At 63.1% G+C, this 22,322-nt stretch carries 24 protein-coding genes; 11 read left to right on the top strand and 13 right to left on the bottom strand.

Annotation, left to right across the window (positions count from 1 at the left end; all coding sequences use genetic code 11):
* Window positions 1–186 precede the first annotated feature (186 nt).
* From fabF to ydfZ, 3 genes are all read right to left on the bottom strand, one after another.
* On the bottom strand, window positions 187–1,464 hold the full coding sequence (gene fabF, locus FE240_RS16555) for a beta-ketoacyl-ACP synthase II (RefSeq protein WP_193002515.1): 1,278 nt from the start codon (window positions 1,462–1,464) through the stop codon (window positions 187–189).
* Complete coding sequence (locus tag FE240_RS16550; RefSeq protein ID WP_226798877.1) at window positions 1,461–1,997, bottom strand: winged helix-turn-helix transcriptional regulator; 537 nt, start codon at window positions 1,995–1,997, stop codon at window positions 1,461–1,463. The genes fabF and FE240_RS16550 overlap by 4 nt, the downstream gene beginning before the upstream one ends.
* A gap of 183 nt (window positions 1,998–2,180) precedes the next feature.
* Window positions 2,181–2,378 carry a putative selenium delivery protein YdfZ gene (gene ydfZ / locus FE240_RS16545; protein ID WP_042045869.1) on the bottom strand — a complete coding sequence of 66 codons (198 nt, stop codon included), beginning with the start codon at window positions 2,376–2,378 and terminating at the stop codon, window positions 2,181–2,183.
* Between the two features lie 229 nt (window positions 2,379–2,607).
* On the opposite strand from ydfZ, the gene FE240_RS16540 reads away from it, so the two are divergent.
* Window positions 2,608–3,108 carry a DUF1993 domain-containing protein gene (locus FE240_RS16540; protein WP_042045870.1) on the top strand — a complete coding sequence of 167 codons (501 nt, stop codon included), beginning with the start codon at window positions 2,608–2,610 and terminating at the stop codon, window positions 3,106–3,108.
* A gap of 173 nt (window positions 3,109–3,281) precedes the next feature.
* Window positions 3,282–3,917 (top strand): chromophore lyase CpcT/CpeT, encoded by a 636-nt coding sequence (locus tag FE240_RS16535; RefSeq protein ID WP_193002513.1) that lies wholly within the window; start codon window positions 3,282–3,284, stop codon window positions 3,915–3,917.
* Window positions 3,918–3,919: 2 nt separating this feature from the next.
* On the opposite strand, the gene FE240_RS16530 is transcribed toward FE240_RS16535, so the two are convergent.
* The 3 genes from FE240_RS16530 to rarD form a co-directional block, all read right to left on the bottom strand.
* Window positions 3,920–4,552: a LysE family translocator gene (locus tag FE240_RS16530; protein WP_193002511.1), complete on the bottom strand. Its 633-nt coding sequence runs from the start codon at window positions 4,550–4,552 to the stop codon at window positions 3,920–3,922.
* A gap of 72 nt (window positions 4,553–4,624) precedes the next feature.
* On the bottom strand, window positions 4,625–5,428 hold the full coding sequence (locus tag FE240_RS16525) for an AraC family transcriptional regulator (RefSeq protein ID WP_193002509.1): 804 nt from the start codon (window positions 5,426–5,428) through the stop codon (window positions 4,625–4,627).
* A gap of 82 nt (window positions 5,429–5,510) precedes the next feature.
* Window positions 5,511–6,410: an EamA family transporter RarD gene (rarD, locus tag FE240_RS16520; RefSeq protein ID WP_193002507.1), complete on the bottom strand. Its 900-nt coding sequence runs from the start codon at window positions 6,408–6,410 to the stop codon at window positions 5,511–5,513.
* 190 nt (window positions 6,411–6,600) lie between these two features.
* On the opposite strand from rarD, the gene FE240_RS16515 reads away from it, so the two are divergent.
* Both FE240_RS16515 and FE240_RS16510 read left to right on the top strand, forming a co-directional pair.
* Window positions 6,601–7,959 (top strand): type II toxin-antitoxin system HipA family toxin, encoded by a 1,359-nt coding sequence (locus tag FE240_RS16515; RefSeq protein ID WP_193002505.1) that lies wholly within the window; start codon window positions 6,601–6,603, stop codon window positions 7,957–7,959.
* Window positions 7,956–8,270 carry a helix-turn-helix transcriptional regulator gene (locus FE240_RS16510; protein ID WP_193002503.1) on the top strand — a complete coding sequence of 105 codons (315 nt, stop codon included), beginning with the start codon at window positions 7,956–7,958 and terminating at the stop codon, window positions 8,268–8,270. The genes FE240_RS16515 and FE240_RS16510 overlap by 4 nt, the downstream gene beginning before the upstream one ends.
* Here FE240_RS16510 and FE240_RS19020 read toward each other — a convergent pair.
* The 3 genes from FE240_RS19020 to FE240_RS16500 all read right to left on the bottom strand — a co-directional run bounded on the left by FE240_RS19020 (window position 8,267) and on the right by FE240_RS16500 (window position 10,684).
* On the bottom strand, window positions 8,267–8,401 hold the full coding sequence (locus tag FE240_RS19020) for a hypothetical protein (RefSeq protein ID WP_264293145.1): 135 nt from the start codon (window positions 8,399–8,401) through the stop codon (window positions 8,267–8,269). The two genes, FE240_RS16510 and FE240_RS19020, sit on opposite strands and share 4 nt — an antisense overlap.
* Before the next feature lie 159 nt (window positions 8,402–8,560).
* On the bottom strand, window positions 8,561–10,048 hold the full coding sequence (locus FE240_RS16505) for an aldehyde dehydrogenase (protein ID WP_193002501.1): 1,488 nt from the start codon (window positions 10,046–10,048) through the stop codon (window positions 8,561–8,563).
* A gap of 93 nt (window positions 10,049–10,141) precedes the next feature.
* Window positions 10,142–10,684, bottom strand: coding sequence for a cupin domain-containing protein (locus FE240_RS16500; protein ID WP_193002499.1), 543 nt, complete (start codon window positions 10,682–10,684; stop codon window positions 10,142–10,144).
* 181 nt (window positions 10,685–10,865) lie between these two features.
* Here FE240_RS16500 and FE240_RS16495 point away from each other — a divergent pair, with 181 nt between their 5' ends.
* The 5 genes from FE240_RS16495 to FE240_RS16475 all read left to right on the top strand — a co-directional run bounded on the left by FE240_RS16495 (window position 10,866) and on the right by FE240_RS16475 (window position 15,740).
* Window positions 10,866–12,197, top strand: a complete 1,332-nt coding sequence (locus FE240_RS16495) for an aspartate aminotransferase family protein (protein ID WP_193002497.1) — start codon at window positions 10,866–10,868, stop codon at window positions 12,195–12,197.
* Window positions 12,198–12,376: 179 nt separating this feature from the next.
* Entirely contained in the window at window positions 12,377–13,108 is a 732-nt protein-coding gene (locus FE240_RS16490) for a glutamine amidotransferase-related protein (RefSeq protein ID WP_193002495.1), read from the top strand.
* 155 nt (window positions 13,109–13,263) lie between these two features.
* Window positions 13,264–14,235: a LysR substrate-binding domain-containing protein gene (locus FE240_RS16485; RefSeq protein WP_193002493.1), complete on the top strand. Its 972-nt coding sequence runs from the start codon at window positions 13,264–13,266 to the stop codon at window positions 14,233–14,235.
* A gap of 59 nt (window positions 14,236–14,294) precedes the next feature.
* Window positions 14,295–15,143 (top strand): PfkB family carbohydrate kinase, encoded by an 849-nt coding sequence (locus FE240_RS16480; RefSeq protein ID WP_193002491.1) that lies wholly within the window; start codon window positions 14,295–14,297, stop codon window positions 15,141–15,143.
* Window positions 15,144–15,278: 135 nt separating this feature from the next.
* Entirely contained in the window at window positions 15,279–15,740 is a 462-nt protein-coding gene (locus FE240_RS16475; RefSeq protein WP_193002489.1) for an Rrf2 family transcriptional regulator, read from the top strand.
* Between the two features lie 44 nt (window positions 15,741–15,784).
* On the opposite strand, the gene FE240_RS16470 is transcribed toward FE240_RS16475, so the two are convergent.
* On the bottom strand, window positions 15,785–16,294 hold the full coding sequence (locus FE240_RS16470) for a 4Fe-4S binding protein (RefSeq protein WP_193002487.1): 510 nt from the start codon (window positions 16,292–16,294) through the stop codon (window positions 15,785–15,787).
* A 135-nt stretch (window positions 16,295–16,429) separates the two neighbouring features.
* Between FE240_RS16470 and FE240_RS16465 the strand changes: the two genes are divergently transcribed.
* Window positions 16,430–16,645: a hypothetical protein gene (locus tag FE240_RS16465; RefSeq protein ID WP_042045894.1), complete on the top strand. Its 216-nt coding sequence runs from the start codon at window positions 16,430–16,432 to the stop codon at window positions 16,643–16,645.
* Window positions 16,642–18,009, top strand: a complete 1,368-nt coding sequence (gene rmuC / locus FE240_RS16460) for a DNA recombination protein RmuC (protein ID WP_193002485.1) — start codon at window positions 16,642–16,644, stop codon at window positions 18,007–18,009. Before FE240_RS16465 ends, rmuC begins: the two co-directional genes overlap by 4 nt.
* Before the next feature lie 43 nt (window positions 18,010–18,052).
* Here the strand turns inward: rmuC and FE240_RS16455 are convergent, their stop codons facing one another.
* The 3 genes from FE240_RS16455 to rsmB all read right to left on the bottom strand — a co-directional run bounded on the left by FE240_RS16455 (window position 18,053) and on the right by rsmB (window position 22,263).
* Window positions 18,053–19,495, bottom strand: coding sequence for a TrkH family potassium uptake protein (locus FE240_RS16455; RefSeq protein ID WP_193002483.1), 1,443 nt, complete (start codon window positions 19,493–19,495; stop codon window positions 18,053–18,055).
* A gap of 91 nt (window positions 19,496–19,586) precedes the next feature.
* Complete coding sequence (trkA, locus tag FE240_RS16450) at window positions 19,587–20,963, bottom strand: Trk system potassium transporter TrkA (protein WP_193002481.1); 1,377 nt, start codon at window positions 20,961–20,963, stop codon at window positions 19,587–19,589.
* 7 nt (window positions 20,964–20,970) lie between these two features.
* The gene (gene rsmB, locus FE240_RS16445; RefSeq protein WP_193002479.1) at window positions 20,971–22,263 is read right to left on the bottom strand and encodes a 16S rRNA (cytosine(967)-C(5))-methyltransferase RsmB; all 1,293 of its coding nucleotides are present in this window, start codon (window positions 22,261–22,263) and stop codon (window positions 20,971–20,973) included.
* Window positions 22,264–22,322 lie beyond the last annotated feature (59 nt).

Below are 22,322 nucleotides of genomic sequence, written 5' to 3'. Positions count from 1 at the left end.
GGCCCGCCGCCGCTCGCTCGACATCCCTGTCTCGCGACCTGGTGCAGTGGCCTCATCTCGGCGAATCAGAGGGGGAGTTAATACTGTGCCTGACAGTGGCTAAGTGGGCTCGCTACGCGGCGCTCGTAATGGTGGGTGTCCCAGATAAATTTCAGTCAACGGCAAGCTGCCCAGCCGCCGGCGAGATCAGGCCCCCTGCCAGCGCTTGAACAGCACGCTGGCATTCACACCGCCAAAGCCAAACCCATTGGAGATGGCGTGCTCGATCCCCATGTCACGGGCCGCGCCACGCACTATGTCCACGCCGTCGGCGAGGGGGTCGGGTTGCTGCAGGTTGCGGGTGGCAGGCACTCTCTGATCGCGAATGGCCAGGGCGGTGAAGATCGCCTCTATGCCCCCGGCGGCCCCCAGCAGATGGCCGGTGGCGGACTTGGTGGAGGTCACGGCTATCTGGTTGTTATCGCCAAAGACACGTTTGATGGCGGCGAGCTCCCCCCTGTCACCCACCGGAGTCGAGGTGGCATGGGCATTGAGGTGCTGGACATCCGCCCCCTGAATGCCGGCCTGAGCCAGGGCCGCCATCATGGCGCGGCGTGCGCCGTCGCCATCTTCGGGACCGGCGGTGAGGTGATAGGCGTCGGCACTGGTGCCATAGCCTACCAGCTCCACTATGGGGGTGGCGCCCCGGGCCAGGGCGTGTTCCAGGGATTCAATCACCAGGATCCCGGCCCCTTCTCCCATCACAAACCCATCGCGGTCGACATCGAACGGGCGGGAGGCCGCTTTGGGATCATCGGCATAGGCGGATGACAGGGCGCGAGCGGCGGCAAACCCGCCCAGACTGACGCGGTCTATGGTGGCCTCGGCCCCGCCACAGATGGCGATGTCGGCCTCACCGCAGCGAATGAGGCGGGCGGCGTCGCCAATGGCCTGCACCCCGGCGGCGCAGGCCGTGACCGGCGCCCCGAGCGGCCCCTTGAAGCCGAAGTTGATGGAGACATGGCCCGCCGCCATGTTGACCAGGAAGGAGGGGATGGTGAAGGGGGATAGGCGGCGCGGTCCCCGTTCATCCGTGGTACGCACGGCATCGACAATGGCGGGGAAGCCGCCGATGCCCGAGGCGATGATGGTGGCGGTGCGCTCCTGCTCCGCCGTCGTCTTGGGGGTCCAGTTGGCTTGCAACAGGGCCTCCTTGGCCGCGGCAATGGCAAACAGGATGAAGCGATCCATCTTCTTCTGCTCCTTGGTCGACACCACGGCATCGGGGTCAAACCCGGCCACGGGATCCTCGGCCAAGGTCGGAACCATGGCACCCACCTTGGCCGCCAGCCCCTCGGTGAAGGCCTCCGGCAGGCGGCGCAAGCCGGACTGGCCCGCCAGCAGCCGCTGCCACACGGTTTCCACCCCAGATCCAAGCGGGGTCACCGCTCCCATTCCCGTTACAACGATGCGATGTGCATTCATGACTCTGATTCCTGTTTCCAAGGGTTATCGCCGCTCATCACACCATTGGCATGGTGCAGACGCTGCTTCATGCCGTCGCTGGCAGCCGGTCCTGGCACCAGGGTATGGCGCGAGGGTGAAATCTCCTGACCCGTGTGCCTGTCCACCAGCATGGGCTCGACCAGCTCGCCCGTCTGGGTATCCCTCAGCTGGATGCTGGCCCCCTCGGGTGCCAGGTGGTTGTTGCCCCAGGTGAGCAGCGCGATCAGCACTGTGCTGAGATCCTGGCCGCGGGGGGTGAGTGCATATTGATAGCGAGGGGGGCGCTCGGAGTAGAGCCGTTTCTCCATCAGGCCCCCCTCGACCAGAGCAGTGAGGCGTCGGGTCAGTATGTTGGGGGAGATGCCAAGGCTCTTTTGAAATTCATCGAAGCGCGACAGGCCATGCATGGCATCGCGGATAATCAGCAGACTCCACCATTCGCCGACGTGATCCAGGCTGCGGGCGATGGGGCACTGCTGTTCACTCAGACTCTTCTTGCGCATATGGGTCATCAGGTTACTTGCATAATGGAAGTAACCTTACGGCCCTTACTTCCATTATGCAAGTGACTCGTGTCATCCGGTGGCGGACGACATCTTGGGGATAGGAAAAGCTGGGATTCAGAAACCCGGCCACCAATGGGGCGCGGCGGCCGGGTGAATTGTAAAGAGTAGGGTGACAGAGTACGCGGGGTATCAGCCTAGTCTAATCAACTCGATGGGGGCGAAACGCTCCTGGGAGTGGGTCAGCAGCACGCACTTTTCGTGCTCAGCCTGATAGGGGGTCAGGTTGTCGGTGTGGGCCTCTTTGAGCACATCCACGGCGCCGGTGGCGGCGATCATCACCCGTTGGCCCAGAGTCAGTGCGTTGCGGTTGCGGTCATAGATCTTCATGGTTTTCTCCTGTGGTATGTCGAGAAACCCGATCAGACTACGCCCCTCAAAAAACGCGATACCTGTTACAGATCAAAAAAGGGCATAAAAAGGACTCACCCGACATCGAGCATGGCGGGCCGGATAAAGGTGGGCGGAACGTGCGGCATACAGGGGGGATCTGGCGGGGTGATGCGCTATAGTGGGTCTCGCCCGAACGGCCCCGCCGTTCATTTATCGAGAGCACACCATGAATCGTGAAATTGCTGCCCAGTTTATCAAGATGCTGACCAACCTCGACCACTGCCTCGCCAAGGCAGAGGCCCACGCCGAAGCAAAGCACTTCAACGTCGACAACTTCGTCGGCGATCGGCTGATCGTCGACATGCTGCCCCTGGCCAAGCAGGTGCTGATCTGCTGCGACTCGGCTCGCGCCGTGGTGGCCACCGCCAGCCTGACCGCCCCGCCGGTGCTGGGGGATGATCCCAAGACCATGGCCGAGCTGCGTGCCCACGTGGGCAAGACCATCGCCTATCTGCAAGGGATGCTGGAGGCCGACTTCAGCCAATACCAGAGCGGGCGCTACGTGCCCCACTGGGCCGGTGGCAAGGGGATGGATGGTCACACCTGCGTGCACGAGTACGGCATCCCCAACTTCTATTTCCACCTGACCATGACCTACGCCCTGCTGCGCCGCGCCGGTGTCGAGCTTGGCAAGGGGGACTACCTGGGCGCGCTGGATCTGCACTAAGGGGCGCCCCACGGCAGGGCTGCGCCCTGCCGCTTTCTCCTGGCCCGCCTGCCCTTGGCGGGCCGTCATCGACCATCACCGCTTTATTCTCGATCCGTCTCGCGGGCTCTGGCTTGTTGCCGGCGCCGATGGCGTGATCCCCCAGACAGACAGGGGCGGGAGGGCTCCCTATAATGGGCCGGTTCACCAGACAGAGTAAGGAGACTCGGGTGCGCTGGGGGTGGTTGTTATTGCTGTGGTTGGCCCTGCCGGGCCAGGCGGAGGAGCTGACTCCCGTGACGGGGTGGCTGAGCGGCGCGTTTTCGAGTGCCGAGCAGGCGGCGCAGGATCGCCGCTTCGAGCGGGTCGAGCTGCGCAGCCGGGAGATCTGGCGCGGCACCAGCCGCACCACCCGCTGGATCTATTTCGAGCAGTACCTGAGCCACAAGCCGGCTCATCCATTTCGCCAGCGTATCTTTCGCCTGACCCCTGAGGGGGGCGGGGTGGTGCGCATGGTCGAGTTCACCATGCCGCGCGCCATCGACTTTGCCGGCGCGTGGCGCACACCGGCGCTGCTGGACGGACTCACCCCGGATCAGCTCTCGCACCGTCAGGGGTGCGATCTGCTGCTGCGCCGCCTCCCCTCGGGGGATTACGAGGGGCGCAACCAGGTGGGCGAGTGTGCCACTGACTTTGCCGGCGCCACGACATTGGTGCAGTACCTCTGGGTCGGCCCGCGCTACATCCGGCTGCTCGATCGCGCCTATGACGACGTCGGTACCCTGCGCTGGGGCAGCCCAGGCGAGGGGTATGTCTACCTGCGCCATTAGCATCAGGCCGCCAGAGGCAGGGCTGTCTCCAGCAAAATCGACCCGCTCACCACCATAAACAGCAGCCCGGTCACCAGGTTGAGGGGGCGCTGCGCCCGTGCGAGCAGGCGCTGGGCGCGCGCAGTGGAAAGGCTCCATGCCAGCAGGCCAAACCAGACCAGCGAAAGGGCAAACAGCTCGAGCGCCAGCAGCAGGCGCACCCCAGTGCCCACCTCCGGGGTCACCATGGCGGCCAGCAGGCCGACAAAAAACAGCAGCGCCTTGGGGTTGAGCAGGTTGGTCGCCACCCCCTGGCGCAGCCCCAGTAGCAGCGATCCCTGCGCCCCCTCCTGTGCAGAAAACCCCGACTGCCGGCTGCGTGCCGCCCGCAGCGCCCCATAGCCGAGCCAGCCGAGGTAGAGGGCGCCGACCACTCTGACCAGGGTAAACAGCAGGGGGGCGCCGGCGATCAGCAGGCTGATGCCGGTCAGGCTGAAGGTGGCGTGCAGCAGGATGGCGAGTGAGATGCCGATGGCGGCGCCGAGCGCGCGCGCCCTGTGGTGGCAGCTACGCAGGATCAGGGCGAAGTCGGGGCCGGGGCTGGCCAGCGCCACTAGGTGCATGGCACCCAGGGTGAGAAACAAAGAGATGTACATGATGGCCTCCTTCAATGGAGGGCCCAGTGTCCCCCTGAGCGCGGGCGCCGGCTTGTAAACAATTGCAGGGCGTTACGGGCGCGGGCCGCGCACCTGCTCACGAAACTGCGCCGGAGTGAGGCCGAAGGCTTGGCAAAAGCCGTGGTGAAAGTGGCTCTGATCGAAAAAGCCCACCGTCAGCGCTACCTCGCTCAGTGCCATGCCGCCGGCCAGCAGCCGCTTGGCCTGCTCTAGGCGCAGCCGCTTGAGCCAGGCATAGGGAGTCATGCCGGTGCGCTTTTTAAACTGGCGCAGGAAGGCAAAGCGCTCGAGCCCGACCTTGGCCGCCAGAGCGTCCAGGGTGTGGCGCTGATCCAGACTGGCGAGCAGTTGTTCGCGCAGAAAACGTAGCTGGGGATCGGCCAGCGCATGACCGGGAACGGGCAGGGCAAACAGATTGCCCAGCAGCTCAAGCAGGGTGCTCTCGGCGTGCAGCGGATCGGCATCTGGCCGCTCCAGATAGGCGTGCAGGCGGGCAAAGCCGTGATAGAGATCGGGGCGGTGCAGCAGCGGGGTAGCGAAGAAGCGCTCCGGCCCCGGTAGCCAGCGGGCAATAAGCTCTGGCGGGATCGAGAAGACCCGCACCTCGTACCCTTCCGGCAGCAGGCTCAGGCCGTCGTGCATCTCGTCGGGATTGACGATGGAGAGGCGCCCGGCCACCAGCTCGTGGCTGTTCCCCTTGTGGATGAACTTCTGCCCGCCGCGCTGCACCAGACCGATGTGGTAGTCGAGGTGAACATGGCGGCCGTAGCTGAACTCCCTGTGGTGGGCACGGCACAGCTCGACCCCGGGAAGCAGGGGGGAGTGCCAGTAATGGATGGGGCGGTGCGGGTTCATGTCGCCATTGTTAGCGCAAAACGGCGGCAGGGGCTTGTAAAAAATTGCGCCATGCAAAAGGGCCCGTGTCGGGCCCTTCGTTTCAGGGGGTGGGCAGCGCGCTCTTGCGGCTGGTGCGTAGGCCATCGAGGCTGAACAGCACCAGGGCGCTCCAGATGCAGGCAAAGGTGACCAGCTTGTCGGCCTGCAACGGCTCGCCATAGAGGCCGACCGCCAGCAGGAACATCAGGCTTGGCCCTATGTACTGGAAGAAACCCAGAGTCGAGAGCTTGAGGCTATTGGCGGCGGCGGTGAAGCAGAGCAGCGGCACCGTGGTGATGAGGCCAGCGGCAATCAGCAGCAGGTTGAGGCTGACCGGGTTGGCACCGAGGTGGCTGGTCGGGCTGTCGGCCACCCCCCACAGGTAGAGGGCGGCGGGCGGCAGCAGGATCAGGGTCTCGAGCAGCAGGCCGGTGAGGGCATCGAGCCCCAGCTTCTTACGGATGAGGCCATAGAAGGCGAAAGTGGCGGCCAGGGTGAGGGCAATCCAGGGCAGCGAACCAAACGCCACCAACTGGATGGCGACGCCGAGGGCGGCCAGAGTCACCGCCCACCACTGTAAGCGGCGCAGCCGTTCCCCGAGGAACAACAGCCCCAGCAGCACGTTGAACAGAGGGTTGATGTAGTAGCCGAGGCTAGCATCGAGCATGTGATCGTTGTTGATGGCCCAGATAAAGAGCAGCCAGTTGCCCCCGACCAGGGTCGAGGTCAGGGTCAGCAGGGCCAGTTGGCGCGGCTGGCGCAGCACCTCGCGCACCTTGTGCCATTGGCGCTTGAGCAGCACCAAGGCCAGCAGCAGCACGCAGGACCAGATCACGCGGTGGGTCAGGATCTCGCCGGCGGGCACCTGGCTTATCAGTTTGAAGTAGATGGGGGCCAGCCCCCAGATGAAGTAGGCCGACAGGGCGAAGATGACGCCCTGGCGCTGCGCAGTCTGTTGCATGGAATGCCTTGGGTGATGGGGATCACAGAGAGGCAGTGTAACGAGTCATGACGTGGGAACAAAGGGGCAATTAAAATGTGCATTATTTTGCTCATCATGGTGGTGGTGGTGCCATTTTGAGTAAAATATTTCTCAAAAAAGCGTACCGATGCTATTTTTGAGCAAAATAATGCTCATCTTGGGAGAGGCCATGGAACTGACAATCCAGATCTACGGTGAGGAGGGGTGGTGTGATGCCGCCTTGCTGAGTCTGGACGAAGGGGCCGGTCGTGCCGCTCGCCTCTCCTATGAGGCGGATTACGCCATTGCGCATCTGGATAAGACAAGCGGCTGGCATGCCTGCGCCCTGCGTTACCCGGTGGAGCTGATGATCCCCCATGATGGCCGCTGGTTCCGCTTTCTCGATGACATCATCCCCTCAGGCAGTGCTCGTCGTTACTGGGTGCGGCAGCTGAATATCGGACATCTGGGCGAAGTGGCGCAGGAGCTGGCGCTGCTGGCGCAGGGAACCATAGCGCCGATAGGCAACTTGCGCATCAAGGAGGCGGTGGAGCGGGTCAGGACACAGATGCCGGAACAGAGCCGGATTGCCCAGCGCCGTTTTCCACTGGCGATGGTATTGGAGCGCGACACAGATTTTCTGGAGTATGCCCAGCAGATGGGCGCCGCCAGCGGGGGCGCCACCGGGGCAGGGGGTGAGGCACCCAAGCTGCTGCTGCGGCAGAATGGGGAGCGAGAGGTCTGGATCGACACCTTCCAAGATGACCCGACCTGTTTGGATGAGAGTTATCTCGTCAAGTTTCCCCGTAACCGAAGAAGCGCCATCGATCAGGATATTCTCAGGGCTGAATATCATTATTATCAAGAGCTTGATGCCCTTGGAATCGATACGATCCCGGTGGGTCGTATGCGACTTGAAGAGGGGACAAGGTATCCCTCGCTCTGGCTGCCCCGCTTCGACGTGGGGGTGAAGGATGGCCGGCTGATCCGTTTCGGTGTTGAGTCGATCTACAGCGTGATGGAGGCCGCTCCCGGCATGGATCTCAATCACCTTCAGGTGCTTGCGACCTTGGTGCCCATGTTGGAGGAAGAGGCCGGGCTAAGGAGCGAGCCCTTCGACAGCGCTGCGTTTGTGATCGAATGGGTTAAGCGCGACCTGCTCAACGTGGTCTTCGGTAACTCAGACAACCATGGCCGCAACACTGCGCTCATCAAGAGTGATCAGGGGATATGGCTGGCTCCGGTCTATGATTTCGCCCCCATGAAGGCAGACCCGGAGGGGATTCGTCGTACCACCCAGTGGGGGCTCGGGCTTGAGGAAGGGGGGCAGTTTGACTGGGTTGCTATCGCCGGGCAGCTATCGGATTGGGTGGCTCCGGCTCGTTTGCTTGCCGAGCTGGCCAGCCTAGCGCGTCAGCTAGTGGGCCTGAAAGCACGCCTTGCCCAGCGGGGCGTGCCTCTCTCCATCCTCGAGATGCCGACGTTCAACTTCAACACCCTCGATGAAAGGCTGGTTTCATGGATCGAGCAGTGGGAGGGCATGCAATGAAAAGCCTATCGATGGAGGCGCGTGAGTCACTGCTGTGTGACCTGCTGGTCAAGTTGCAACGCGGTGAGATCCATGAGGGGGAGCTGCTGCGCAAGTTGCGCAAAGAGGTGCTCGGCATGGATCAGGAGGGGTACGCCAAGCTGGTCGGGATCAGCCGGCGAACCCTGTCGGATATTGAGCGCAACAGGGCGGCCCCTTCGCTCAAGATGATCAATCAGGTGTTCCGCCCCTTCAGCATGAAGATGATGTTGATGCCGAAGAGCCGGGCCTTGCAAGAGCAGATTGCCACTCGGTTGAACGCGGTCGACTAGCCCCCGCGACGGATGTTGGTCACGTCCTTGAGTAGCCACAGCATCAGGGCGACGGCCGAGATCCAGGGGCCCCAGGTGACATAGGCCTCTCCGTGCCCAAGGACGAAGAAAAGCAGGGGCAGCCCGATCACAAGAAACAGTACACTTCCCAGAAAAAACAGCATTTTCTTTATTAAATTTAAGGGTTTGTTACAAGGTCGATTATATCGGCAAGGGCCGCGAGTGAAAGGGCCAAAAAACAAAAAGGGGGATCATCCCCCTTTTTGCCGTGAGAAGCGGTATTTCTGGCACTAAGTGAGCTGGATCCAGGTGCTTTTGAGCTCGGTATATTTCTCCAGCGCGTGGATCGACTTGTCACGGCCATTGCCCGACTGCTTGTAGCCGCCAAACGGCATGGTCATGTCGCCGCCGTCCCAGTTGTTGACGAACACGGTGCCGGCCCGCAGGGCGCGCGAGGCCTTTACCGCCCGGGTCAGATCGGCGGTCCAGACTGCGGCGGCAAGGCCGTAGCAGCTGTCGTTGGCTAGGTTGATCGCCTCTTCTAGGGTATCGAAACCGGTGATGGAGAGCACGGGGCCGAAGATCTCTTCCCGGTAGATGCGCATGTTCGGGTGCACGTCATCGAAGATGGTGGGGGCGATGTAATAGCCGCCACTTTCGCGCAGCACCTGCTCGCCGCCCAGCAGCAGGGTGGCCCCCTCCTGCTTGCCTATCTCGATGTAGTTCAGTACCTGCTTCATCTGCGCCGCATCAACCATGGCCCCGAGGCGGGTGGCCGGGTCGATGGGGTTGTCACAGACCCAGTCGTAGGCGTATTCGAGCACCCGGTCGACGAAGGCCGACTTGATGTTGTTTTGCACCAGCAGCCGGGAGGCGGCGGTACACACCTCACCCTGGTTATAGAAGATGGCTGAGGCGGCGACGCGTGCTGCAAGATCAAGATCTGGCGCGTCGCTCAGTATGATGTTGGGGCTCTTGCCGCCGCACTCCATGAAGGTGCGCTTGAGGTTGGACTTACCCGCGCACTCGAGCAGGTGCTTGCCGACCCGGGTCGAGCCGGTGAAGGTGATGCAGTCGACATCCATGTGCATGGCCAGCGCCTCGCCCACCGTGTGACCAAAGCCGGGCAGCACGTTGAATACCCCGTCCGGGATGCCGGCCTGCTTGGCCAGCGCCGCCAGCTTGAGGGCGCTCAGGGGGGATTTCTCCGAAGGCTTGAGGATCACCGAGTTGCCGGTGGCGAGCGCCGGCCCCAGCTTCCAGCAGGCCATCACCAGCGGGAAATTCCACGGCACTATGGCCGCTACCACGCCGATTGGCTCGCGGGTGACCAGCGCCAAGGCGTCCTCCTCGACCGGGGCCACCTGGTCATAGAACTTGTCGATCGCCTCGGCATTCCAGGCGATGCAGTTGGCGGCGGCGGGGGCGTCGTAGTTCATTGCGTCGCCGATCGGCTTGCCCATGTCGATGGTCTCGAGCAGGGCCAGCTCCTCTTGATGTTCGCGCAGTAGGGCGGCGAAGCGCAGCAGCAACTGCTTGCGGTACTTGGGGGCCATGCCGGCCCAGCGGCGATCGGTGAAGGCCCACCGCGCCGCCTCGACCGCCAGCTCGGCGTCGGCGGCGTCACAGGCGGCCACCTTGGTCAGCAGTTGGCCATTGGCCGGGTTGATGCAATCGAAGGTGGCGCCGCTTTGCGCCGCCACGAAGCGGCCGTCAATGAAGGCGCGCCACTCCAGTTCCAGCTCGCCAGCGCGAGCCTCCCACTCAGCCATGCTCATGTTCGCTCCTTGAACCCTAGGTCGGTGACTGCATCACTATCCTAAACAAGCCGTGGGAAGTAAATCGGCACCTGTAACATTTTCTTAAACAGATCAGAAGGTGGCGGGGGTGTTGGCCGAGATCAGCACGCACTCGTCCTGACCCGGATTGCGAAAGCGGTGCGGGGTGCGGCTGTCAAAGTAGTAGCCGTCACCCGGTTGCAGCAGATAGACCTGCTCGCCGACCGTCACCTCGGCGCAGCCGGTAATGACGATGCCACACTCTTCTCCGTCGTGGCTCAGCATGTCGTCGCCGGTATCGGCCCCCGGTGGCAGCACCTCCTTGAGCATGCCGATGGCGCGGTTGGCCCGGCTGTGGCCGACCAGCCGGTAGCTGATGGGGTGGCTGCCGAGATCCGGCATGTCGGCGGCGCGAAACACCACCTCAGCGCCCATCTCGGTCTCCTCGGTGAAGAAGCTCGCCAGACTCATGGGGATGCCCTCAAGCACCTTGCGCAGGGAGGAGACCGAGGGGCTGACCTGGTTCTTCTCGATCTGCGAGATGAAGCCGTTGGTCACCCCCGAGCGTTTGGCCAGCTCCCGCTGGGAAAGGGCGGCCTTGGTGCGCACGGCCTTGAGGCGATTCCCGATATCCATCGATAGAGACTCCGTCGGTTGCTTGTGTGTTTACTATTATTGGAAATGTGTTAATTATCTTATACCACTCGCAGGGTGGTACCAATCGGAAGGGGACGAGATGTCCCCTTCTTCGGGAGCAAGCTGTTTAATTTAATAGCCGAAAGCTATGGATAGCTAAACACCTTAGGATGAGGTGCCCATGAAGCCTGTCAACGAGATCCCCACCCCCGCCGATCTGTCCGCCTTCTGGATGCCGTTCACCGCCAACCAGCAGTTCAAGGCGGCGCCGCGCATCCTGACTTCGGCGGCGGGGATGCATTATCGCTCAGAGGATGGCCGCACGATACTCGACGGCACCGCCGGCCTCTGGTGCTGCAACGCCGGCCACGGTCGGCGCGAGATCGCCGAGGCGGTGGCGGCCCAGATAAGCCACCTCGACTTTGCTCCGACGTTCCAGATGGGGCATCCGCTCCCCTTCGAGCTGGCCGACCGGCTGGTGGAGACCGCCCCGCCCGGCTTTAAGCACGTCTTCTATACCAACTCGGGTTCCGAGTCGGTCGATACCGCCCTCAAGATTGCCCTCGCCTGGCAGCGGGCGCGCGGCGAGGGAACCCGCACCCGCCTCATCGGCCGCGAGCGCGGCTACCACGGCGTCGGGTTCGGCGGTATCTCAGTCGGTGGCATACCGGGCAACCGCAAGTGGTTTGGCTCCCTGCTGCCCGGCGTCGACCACCTGCCGCACACCCTCGATATTCCCCGCAACGCCTTCACCCGTGGCCTGCCGGAGGCGTGTCCGGCCCTGGCCGACGAGCTGGAGAAGCTGGTGTTTTTGCATGATGCCAGCAACATCGCCGCCGTCATCGTCGAGCCCATCGCCGGCAGTACCGGCGTCATCCTACCGCCCAAGGGCTACCTCAAGCGGCTGCGCGAGATCTGCACTCAGCACGGCATTCTGCTCATCTTCGACGAGGTGATCACCGGCTTTGGCCGCCTCGGTGCGCCGTTCGCCGCCCAAGAGTTCGAGGTGCTGCCAGACATGATCACCTGTGCCAAGGGGCTCACCAACGGGGCCATTCCCATGGGGGCGGTGCTGGTGCAGGGCCCGCTCTATGACGACATGATGGCGGCAGGCAAGGGGGGCATCGAGCTGTTCCACGGTTACACCTACTCGGGGCACCCAGTGGCAGCCGCCGCGGGGCTGGCGACCCTAGAGATATACCGTCAGGAGCAGTTGCTGACCCGGGCGCGCGACATGGCGGGCTATTGGGAGGCGGCGGCCCATTCCCTCAAGGGCTGCAAGCATGTGAAGGATGTGCGTAACTACGGCCTGGTGGCGGGAGTTGAGCTTGAGCCCATGGCCGGGGCGCCGGGGCGGCGCGCCTACGAGGTGTTCGTGCGCTGCTTTGAGCGGGGGGCGCTGATCCGGGTCACCGGTGACATCATCGCCCTCTCGCCGCCCCTCATCATCGAGCGCGAGCAGATCGATCAGTTGTTCAATCTGTTGCAAGAGGCCTTGCAGGCCCAGCGCTGAATTGACGGAGCGTTTGATGTGGCCAGCAATGATTTCTGCTCTGGCCACTTCACAGGCACGGGCCGGACAGGGTACGTTTTTACACTAGGGGGAAGGCGGTGACGGCTGGCCGTAGGGGCTGTCATCGCGTTCACCTTGCCCACCATGACGTCGTCACTGAGCCACAAGGAGTGTGCTGGATGAAATTGGGGATCCTCGATTGCGACCACCTTGACGCGGACTTTACCGAACGGTTTGGCCGCGTCTATTCGGAGATGTTTATCAGCGGTTTCAGGGCGCTACAGCCGGCGCTGACGTTTCGCGTCTGGGCTGCCTGCGAGGGGGAGCTGCCGGCGGATCTGGCCGAGTGCGATGCCTGGCTTATCACCGGCTCGCGCCACGATGCCTACAGCGATCTGCCCTGGGTGGTGGCTCTGCGCGAATGGATCGTGCGGGCTGATGCGGCGCGGGTGCCGCTCGCCGGCGTCTGTTTCGGCCACCAGGCCATCGCCCAAGCGCTTGGCGGTGCCGTGAACAAGTCGGCCAAGGGGTGGGGGCTTGGGGTTGCCACCAACCCTGTGTTGGCATCCCAATCATGGATGGTGCCGGGGAGCGAGCAGATCCGCATTCTGGCCAGCCATCAGGATCAGGTCGAGACACTGCCACCGGGCGCGCAGCGGCTGGCTGGCAACGATTTTTGTCCCAACTTCATGTTCCAGAGCGGTGAACACGTGGTGGCGATCCAGGGGCATCCTGAGTTTTCGGTGGAGTACGATCGCGCCCTCATCGAGAAGCGCCGCGACAGCCTCGGCGAGGCCCGCTATCAGGCCTGTCTGGCCACGCTGGAGTCGGGGGTTGACTCGGCACTGGTGCTGCGTTGGTTGTTGCAGTTTCTCGGGTTGCTGCCAGTCAATCAGGCCGCTGTGGCGTGAGCGGTTTGTCATCGCGTCGCCGTAAATGCTAGATTTTGTAGGAAAATAAAGGATAAAGCGGCGAGTGAATGGCCCCGATGCTACACTGGCCGCCCCGTGGGGCGGCCCGTTCATAGGAGAGCCCCCGAGTCGAATCAGCCAGTGAGGGAGGCGTCTTGAAACTACAGCAGCTGAAATATCTGGTCGCGATCAGGGATCACAATCTCAATGTTTCTGCGGCCTCTGACGCCCTCTACACCAGCCAGCCCGGCGTGAGCAAGCAGATTGGGTTGCTCGAGAGTGAGCTGGGAGTGCGTATCTTCGAGCGGCGCGGCAAGCACCTGCACCGCATCACCCCGGTGGGGGAGGAGATCATCAAGTGCGCCGAGGCCATGCTCAACATCGAGAGCAAGATCAAGGCTATCTCCCGCGAATACCTCGATCCCACTGTGGGCACGCTCAACATCCACACCACCCACACCATAGCGCGCCACCTGTTGCCGAAATCGGTCACCTACTTCACCAAGAAGTACCCCAAGATCTCGTTCCACCTGCATCCCGTGATGTCGTCGAACAAGGATCAGATCAGCAAGGGATATTCGGATTTTTCCATCGTCGCCCACGACATCGGTTTTGATAAAGATCTCATCGTGCTGCCGGCCTACCTGTGGACCCTTTCGCTGATCGTTCCGCAGGATCACCCGCTGGCCAAGGTGAAAAAACCGACCCTGGAGCAATTGTGCCAATTCCCCATCCTCAGCTATGAGAGCGGGGCGACCGGGCGCCAGGCACAGGATGATGCCTTCGAGGCAGCCGGCCTCACCCCCAACTACTACATGACGGTGATGGATGCCGGGGTTATCAAGCGCTATGTCGAGCTGGGGTTTGGCATCGGCATCATCTCTTCGCTGGTCGCCAACGATCGCGACGGTTCGGATCTGGTCTCGATCAACCTCGAACACCTGTTCAAGCCTTGCCCGGCTCAGCTCTGCTTTAGCAAGAGCATTCTGCTGCAAAATTACATGTATGACTTCATCAGCTCCTTCTCACCTCACCTTACCAAGGAGGTGATCCAGAACGTGATGCAGCAGCCGACCCAGGCGCGCATCGACGAGCTGCTCAAGGATGTGGATCTGCCCGTCTACTGATCCCCTTGGTGTGGGCGATGGCGTCCACACCGCATTATCGCCTTTCTTGCGAGGTCTCCATGTCCCGCCTGCTGTTGCTTGCCAACCTCAATTGCGATCATGTGCTCTCCCTCTCCGAGCCGCTGGTGGCGGGGGCCCGTCTGCAATATGTGGATCAGGGGCGACGCCTTGGTGGCGGCGGGGCTAACACTGGGGTGGGGCTGGTGTGGGCAGGCCATCAGGTGCTGCTTGCCTCGCGGGTTGGTCTCGATGAGACCGGCGACTGGCTGCTGGAGCAGGCCGCGGCGTTTGGCCTCGACTGTCGTCATGTGGAGCGCTTCGGTGGGGAGACCGGTGAGCTACTGGTGCTGGTCGATGCCAGTGGTGAACGCACCATACTGCGCCGGCCGCGCCGCCCCGATCTGCCGTCCGGCTTGCCGCAGGAGGGGATCGACTGCCTCTACGTCAACTATCCCGGTACGGCGGTGATCCCCTACCTGCAACAGATGTTGGAGCGCACCTTCGTGGTGGCCCAGTACCCCAAGGGGGGGCAACTGCGCCGTCCCTGCCACGTGCTGGTGGCCTCGTGCAGTGATGTCGCCAGCCATGACGATCCCTGGGCACATGCCCGTGATCTGGCCGGTGAGAGCCTGCAATGGCTGGTGCTGACCGAGGGGGCGCAGGGAGCGGTGGCGATCCATGGCGAAGAGCGGGTCCGGGTGCCGGCCCGGCCCGTTTCGGTGGTCGATACCACTGGGGCGGGCGATGCGTTTGCTGGCGGTCTCATCCATGGCCTGGCCTCCGGCATGGCGATGGAGCAGGCGTTGGCATGCGGTGTCGACTGGGGGGCATTCGCGGTGGCGTCGGAGAGTTCAATTCCACCATTAGCGCTGAAAAAGTGGCTAAATTCGTCCTATTCGTCCCATTGACCGGCATAGTTGCGAAAAATCAAAGAAAGTGTCGATTTATTTCCATCTTCATCGACACCCGCAGTCAGACCCCATACTCTTGCCCTAGAAACTACTTTCCGGAGCCCGCCCCTTGGATCACTGAGGCCATCTGACATGCAATTAACCCGTTTTACCGATTATTCCCTGCGCACCCTGACCTTCCTCGCGATCCAGCCGGACGATCGCCTGTCAACCATCACTGAGGTGGCCGATACCTTTGGCATCTCGCGCAACCATGTGGTCAAGATCGTGCACCAGCTTGGTTTGAAGGGATACATCGAGACGGTGCGTGGTAAGCATGGTGGCATTCGCCTCGGACGGGCTGCGGTGTCCATCAACCTGCGTGACGTGGTGGTGGACATGGAAAACAATCTGGCGCCGGCCTACTGCAAGACCGATGACTGCCGTCTGGCTGGCGGTTGCCGCATTCAGGGGATCTTGCGCAAGGCGATGAATGCCTTCCTCGACGTGCTGGGTGAATATACCTTGGCGGATGCGGTGCGTGACCCGGCTCGCCTGTGTAACCTGCTCGGGTTTGAGCCGGATGAACTGCTCATCATGAGCACGGCGGAGTAAGCCGAAACATGGAATGAGAGGGGCCTGTAGGCCCCTTCGTTTTTTCAGGGGCGCCGGCTAAAGGAGATGGCATCGTGCAGGCAGGCAACGCCGCAGAGGCCGCAGCCGTTGCACGCTTCCTGATTGAGCTGGACTCCTCCCCCCGTCACCTTGATGGCAAAACGCGGGCAGGCATCCTCGCACAGCAGGCAGTAGAAGCCCTGGCTGGCCTGGCACTGTTTGGCGACCCGCACCCGGGTCTGAACCTGGCGGCCAAGGGCCAGATCCAGCGCCCCGGTCGGACAGGTGCGCACACACTGGCCGCAGTAGTTGCAGCTACCAAAGGTGAGATCGAGGGTGGGGGTGCCGAGGATCGGGCTATCCCGGTATTTGGGGTGTTGTGCCGGCCGCAGCAATACCCGAGGGCAGGCAGTGGCACAGGCACCGCAGCGGGTGCACAGCGAGAGGAACTGGAGCTCGTCGACGGCCCAAGGGGGGCGCGGCTCCTGACAGCTGGTTGGCGTCGCCGTGGGCGGCAGGAGACGGCGCAGCCATTGATGTAGGAAGTTGACCATAGCTCTTCTCTTTACCCATTAGGGGTTAATTTTACGATCTCCTTGGTTACCACTCCAGCACCATTCGGAACGCTGTCGCCAGCCGCTCCCCCCTTGTGTAAGCTAGGCGGGTTCATCATCGCGACCGATACTCCTATGCTGCTATTTCTCTGGCGAGCCTCGTTGCTCTACATGTTTCCCCTCATCATTTTCACCTACGGCCGGTTGGCCGATGTCTCTTTCGAGGCCATCGACAGCGGGGTGAACAGCCATAAATGGGTGATCATCGGCGCCTATCTGGCCTATTCGATCATCTGGTTGCTGGCCAACCGCTATCTGGAACAACTGCTGAGACGACGAGGTCGCCGGTGACGGCGCCGCTCTGGGCGCTGCTTGCCGCCGGCCTGTTGCTGTGCGCCATCGCCGGCTGGCTGGCCGGGCGCCGTGATACTCGCCGGCTGGCCGATGAACTGGCTCAGGCGCAGGGACGCATCGAGGCGCTGTTGCTGCGCCAGGATGAACTCAACGACGAGCGTGCCCACCTGCAAGAGCGTCAGGAGGAGCGCCAGCAGCTCATCATCAAGCTCACTGCCCGCCACAAGGAACTCGAGACCATGCTGCGTGCCGAGCGCCAAGCGGCAGCCGAGAAGTTGCAATTGCAGCAGCAGGCGGAGGCGCGCCTGGTCGAGCAGTTCGAGAACCTCTCACACCGCATTGTCGAGCAGAACTCGACTCAGTTTCGCGATCTCAACCAACACAGTCTGGATCGGGTGCTCACCCCGCTGCGTGAGCAGATCGAGAGCTTTCGTCGCCAGGTGGGGGAGACCCACGCCCAGGAGACCGAGCAACGCCACAGCTTGCGCTTCGAGCTGGAGCGTCTGGCCGAGCTCAATGCCCGCATGACCGAAGAGGCGGCGGCCCTGACCCGCGCCCTCAAGGGGGACAGCAAGCAGCAGGGTAACTGGGGTGAAGTGGTGCTGGCCCGCATCCTCGGTGAGTGCGGGTTGCGCGAGGGACACGAGTACGAGACTCAGGTCAGCATCACCAGCGAGAAGGGGCAGCGCTACCAGCCCGATGTCATCGTGCACCTGCCTCAGGGCAAGGAGATCATCATCGATGCCAAGGTCTCCCTGACCGCCTATGAGCGCTGGTACAACAGCGATGATGAGCTGGAAAAGGCGGTGGCGCTCAAGGAGCACGTCGCATCGGTGCGCAACCACATCCGCGAGCTGGGGCGCAAGGATTACCAGCAATTGCCTGGGGTGCGCACCCTCGACTACGTGCTGATGTTCGTGGCGGTGGAGCCAGCCTTCCTGGTGGCGATGGAGGCTGAGCCCGGCTTGGTGCGCTATGGCCTCGAGCACAATATCCTGCTGGTGAGCCCGACCAACCTGATGGTGGCGCTGCGCACCATCGAAAATCTGTGGCGGGTGGATCGGCAAAACCAAAATGCCCGCCTCATCGCCGAGCGGGCAGGGCGTCTTTACGAGAAACTGCGTCTGTTTGTCGAGGAGATGCAGAGCCTAGGTGGCAGCCTGCAACGGGCCAGCGAGAGTTACGACAAGGCGATGGGGCGCCTCGCCACCGGGCGCGGCAACCTGCTGGTGCAGGCCGAGCGACTGCGCGAGCTGGGGGTCGAGGTGCCCAAGCCACTGCCCGAGGCCCTGCGCGAGCAGGCGCTGGAACAGGGCGATGCCGAGCCGCCAGCGCGTCTCGCCGCCAATGAGCCGGAGTGAGAAGGGCAGCCGCAGGGCTGCCCTTCTTGTATGCCGGAGGCGGTTACTGGCGCCAGAAGGAGGGGAAGAAGAGCACTGCCACGGTCAGAATTTCGAGGCGACCCAGCATCATGCCAAACGAGAGCAGCCACTTGGCCGAGTCGGGCAGGGTAGCGAAGTTGGTGCTTGGGCCTATGACCGGCCCCATGCCAGGGCCCACGTTGGCCACGGCGGTGATGGAGCCTGAGATGGCGGTGAGCGGATCGAGGCCGATGGTGGTCAGCAGGGCGGCGATGACCAAGATGACGGCGAAATAGGCCAGCACGAAGGCCACCATGGAGCGCACGATCCCCTCGTTGACTGGCCGGCCATTGTACTTCTGGGGGAAGACCCCGGAGGGGTGCATCAGTTGCAGCATCTGTTTGCGAAAGAGCGCAAACGAGAGCTGGATGCGGAAGATTTTCAGGCCCCCAGCGGTCGAGCCCGAGCAGGCGCCGATGGCCAGCAGCACGAGAAAGAGCAGGCTGGTGAGGGGCCCCCAGGTGCCGAAGTCACCGAGGCCATAGCCGGTGGTGGTGAGCACCGAGACGATGTTGAAGCAGCTGATGCGCAGGGCATCCCAGAAGCCGAACACCTCGCGTTGCCACAGGTAGAGGGTCATGATGATGGTGGTCCACACCACCAGCCAGAAGAAGCCACGCACCTGGGCGTCGTTGATAAGGCCGTGGTCGCGCCGCGCCAAGCTCTGCACGTAGAGCAGGAAGGGGAGCCCCCCGAGGAACATGAACAGGGTGCCTATCCAGTGCGCTGCATGGGAGAAGTGGGACATGGACTGATCCGAGGTGGAGTAGCCCCCGGTGCTGAGGGTGGTCATGGCGTGGTTGACCGCCTCAAAGGTGTTCATGCCGCTAGCCCAGTAGGCGAGAAAACAGAGCATGGAGAGCACCAGATAGACCAGCACTATGTTATTGGCCACCGTCTTGGCGCGCGGCGCACTTTTATCCGACCAGTCCGAACTCTCGGTCTGGAACAGCTTCATCCCACCCACGTTGAGGTAGGGCAGCACCGCCACCGCCATCACGATAAAGCCGACCCCACCGAGCCATTGCAGGATGGAGCGCCACAAAAGGATGCTGTGGGCCATGCGGTCGAGGCCGGAGAGTACGGTCGAGCCGGTGGTGGTCACGCCGGACATGGTCTCGAAGTAGGCGTCGGTGAAGCCGATGTGGTTGATAAAGACAAAGGGCAGGGCGCCGAAGATACACACCACCGCCCACACCGAGGTGGTGAGCAGGAACATTTCGCGCACCCCGAGCCGGAAGTGGGCCTGACGACCGTAGTGCAGGCAGAGGAAGGCGGCCGCATGGGTGATCAGCACCGACTTGAGGAATTCGACGAAGCCCTCGGTGCCGGTGAGCAGTGCCAGCAGGGTGGGCAACCACATAAAAAGGGCCAGCTTGGAGAGCACCAGACCCAGGGTGAAGAGGATGGGACGCAGCTTGATCATGGATGAGCGCCTGGTCGTTGATTAACAAAAAAGCCCGGCCAATCCTGTGAGGGGATGGGGCCGGGCCTGTGTTAGGTGGGTCATATTCGCGTTACAGGAAGAAGGGGCTGGGCTGGAACAGCCGCTCCACTTCGGGGATGTATTTCTTATCGACCAGGAACATCACCACATGGTCATCCTGCTGGATCACGGTGCGATCGTGGGCGATCAATACCTCCTCCCCCCGCACCACGGCACCGATGGTGGTGCCGGGCGGCAGCTTGAGCTCACCGACCGTGCGGCCGACCACCTTGGAGGTGTTCTCGTCGCCGTGGGCGATCGCCTCGATCGCCTCGGCAGCGCCACGGCGCAGGCTGTAGACGTTAGCGATGTCGGCTCGGCGCACATGGGTCAGCAGGGCCGAGATGGTGGCCTGCTGGGGCGAGATGGCGATGTCGATGGAGCCCCCTTGCACCAGATCCACATAGGCGCCGCGCTGGATCAGCACCATGGTCTTCTTGGCCCCCATCTTCTTGGCGAGCAGGGCCGACATGATGTTGGCCTCGTCCTCGTTGGTGACGGCGATGAAGACGTCGGTCTGATCGATGTGCTCCTCGGCCAACAGCTCCTGATCGGCGGCATCACCGCAGAAGACGATGGTGTGTTCGAGCAGTTCGGAGAGCTGCTCGGCCCGCTTGGGGCTGCGCTCGATGAGCTTGACGCTGTAGCGCTTCTCGAGCTGGCGAGCCAGCCCGGCGCCGATGTTGCCGCCGCCGACGATCATGATGCGCCGGTAGGGGCTCTCGAGGCGTTGCAGCTCCGACATCACGGCCCGGATGTGGCCGGCAGCCGCTACGAAGAACACCTCGTCATCGGCCTCGATGATGGTGGTGCCCTGAGGGCGGATCGGGCGCCCCTGGCGGAAGATGGCGGCGACCCGGGTCTCGATGTTGGGCATGTGCTCGCGCAGGGTGGAGAGGGCGTTGCCCACCAGCGGCCCACCGTAATAGGCCTTGACCGCCACCAGACCCACCCGGCCACCGGCGAAGTCCACGACTTGCAGTGCCCCCGGGTATTCGATCAGGCGGCGCACGTAGTCGGTCACCAGTTGTTCGGGGGCGATCAGGTGATCGACCGGCACCGATTCGGGCAGGAACAGGCGATCCCGCTCGGTCAGGTAGGCCGGGGAGCGGATGCGCGCCACCTTGTTCGGGGTGTTGAACAGGGAGTAGGCCACCTGACAGGCGATCATATTGGTCTCGTCACTGTTGGTGACCGCCACCAGCATGTCGGCATCCTGGGCCCCCGCCTCGCGCAGCACCCTGGGGTGGGCGCCGTGGCCATTGACTACCCGCAGGTCGAACTTGTCTTGCAGCTCGCGCAGGCGCTCGCTGTCGGTATCGACCAGGGTGATGTCGTTGTTCTCACCGGCCAGATTCTCGGCCAGGGTGCCGCCAACCTGGCCTGCCCCCAGAATGATGATCTTCATCGTGCGCTCACTGCTTTCTCAGCTTGGCGTAGTAGAAACCGTCCATGTTCTGCTCACCCGGCAGATACTGGCGACCTGGCTGCTCCGGGGTATCCCCGGCGTGCAGCGGCACCAGCTCGGCATCCGGTGTGGCGGCGAGGAAGGCGCGGATCTGATCGCGGTTCTCCTCCGGCAACACCGAGCAGGTAGCGTAGAGCAGGGTACCGCCGCTTTTGAGTTTCGACCAGAGGGCGACCAGGATCTGGCGCTGTAACTGGGCCAGCTCGCGGATATCCTGATCCCGGCGCAGCCACTTGATGTCCGGGTGACGGCGGATCACGCCGGTGGCCGAGCAGGGGGCGTCGAGCAGGATGCGATCGAAGGCCGGGCCTTGCCACCACTGCTCCGGCGCACTGGCGTCCCCGTGGATGAGCTGGGCCTTGAGGCCGATGCGATCGAGGTTCTGCTGCACGCGCTTGAGGCGCTCGGCATCGGCATCGACCGCCACCACGCCAGCCAGCGCCGGCTGGCGCTCCAGCAGGTGGGCGGTCTTGCCGCCGGGGGCGGCGCAGGCGTCGAGCACCCACTCGCCCGGCTGCGGATCGAGCAGCGCTGCCGCTTGCTGGGCGGCGCCATCTTGCACCGAGCAGTCACCTTCCTCGAAGCCGGGGAGCTTGGTCACGTCGCAGGGGCGTTCGAGCAAAATGCCGTCTTCCCCTTGGGCGCCGGCACTGGCTTCGATGCCGGCCTCGGCCATGCGCGCCAGCATGGCCTCGCGGCTCTGACGGCTGGCGTTGTTGCGGATCCACATGGGCGGGCGCTGGTTGTTGGCATCCATGATCGCCTCCCACTCCTCGGGATAGGCGTGGCGCAGCCGTTTGGCCAGCCACTCGGGGTGGCCGAGGCGCACGCTCGGGATGCGGTCGATGCGCATCAGGATCACCTCAGCGCTGCGCTGGAAGTTGCGCAGCACGCCGTTGATCAGGCCACGCAGGGCCTGCCCCTTGAGTAGCTTGGTGGCGTTGACCGTCTCGGCCACGGCGGCATGGGGCGGAATGCGGGTGTAGATGAGCTGGTAGAGTCCCACCAGCAGCAGGTAGTGGAAGATGCGGCTCTTATTTTTGAGCGGCTTGTCCATCATCTCGCCGACGGCGGCGTCGAGACGGGGCAGCCAGCGCAGGGTGCCGTAGCAGAGCTCCTGCAGCAGGGCGCGATCGCGCGGGGCAACCTTCTCCTGGGCGGCAGGCAGCACGGCGGAAAGCGAGTTGCCGTGATCCAGAACCTGTTGCATGACCAGAGCGGCCTGAGCACGTGTTTTCATAGGGTTACCTTAGATTGAGCGCTCGGAAACGAAACCGGCGGGGCTTGGCCCCGCCGCAA

The sequence above is a fragment of the Aeromonas simiae genome (assembly GCF_014892695.1).
GTDB lineage: Bacteria > Pseudomonadota > Gammaproteobacteria > Enterobacterales > Aeromonadaceae > Aeromonas > Aeromonas simiae.
Note: the sequence above shows the minus strand (reverse complement) of the source record. Positions and strands in the feature narration are given on the sequence as shown.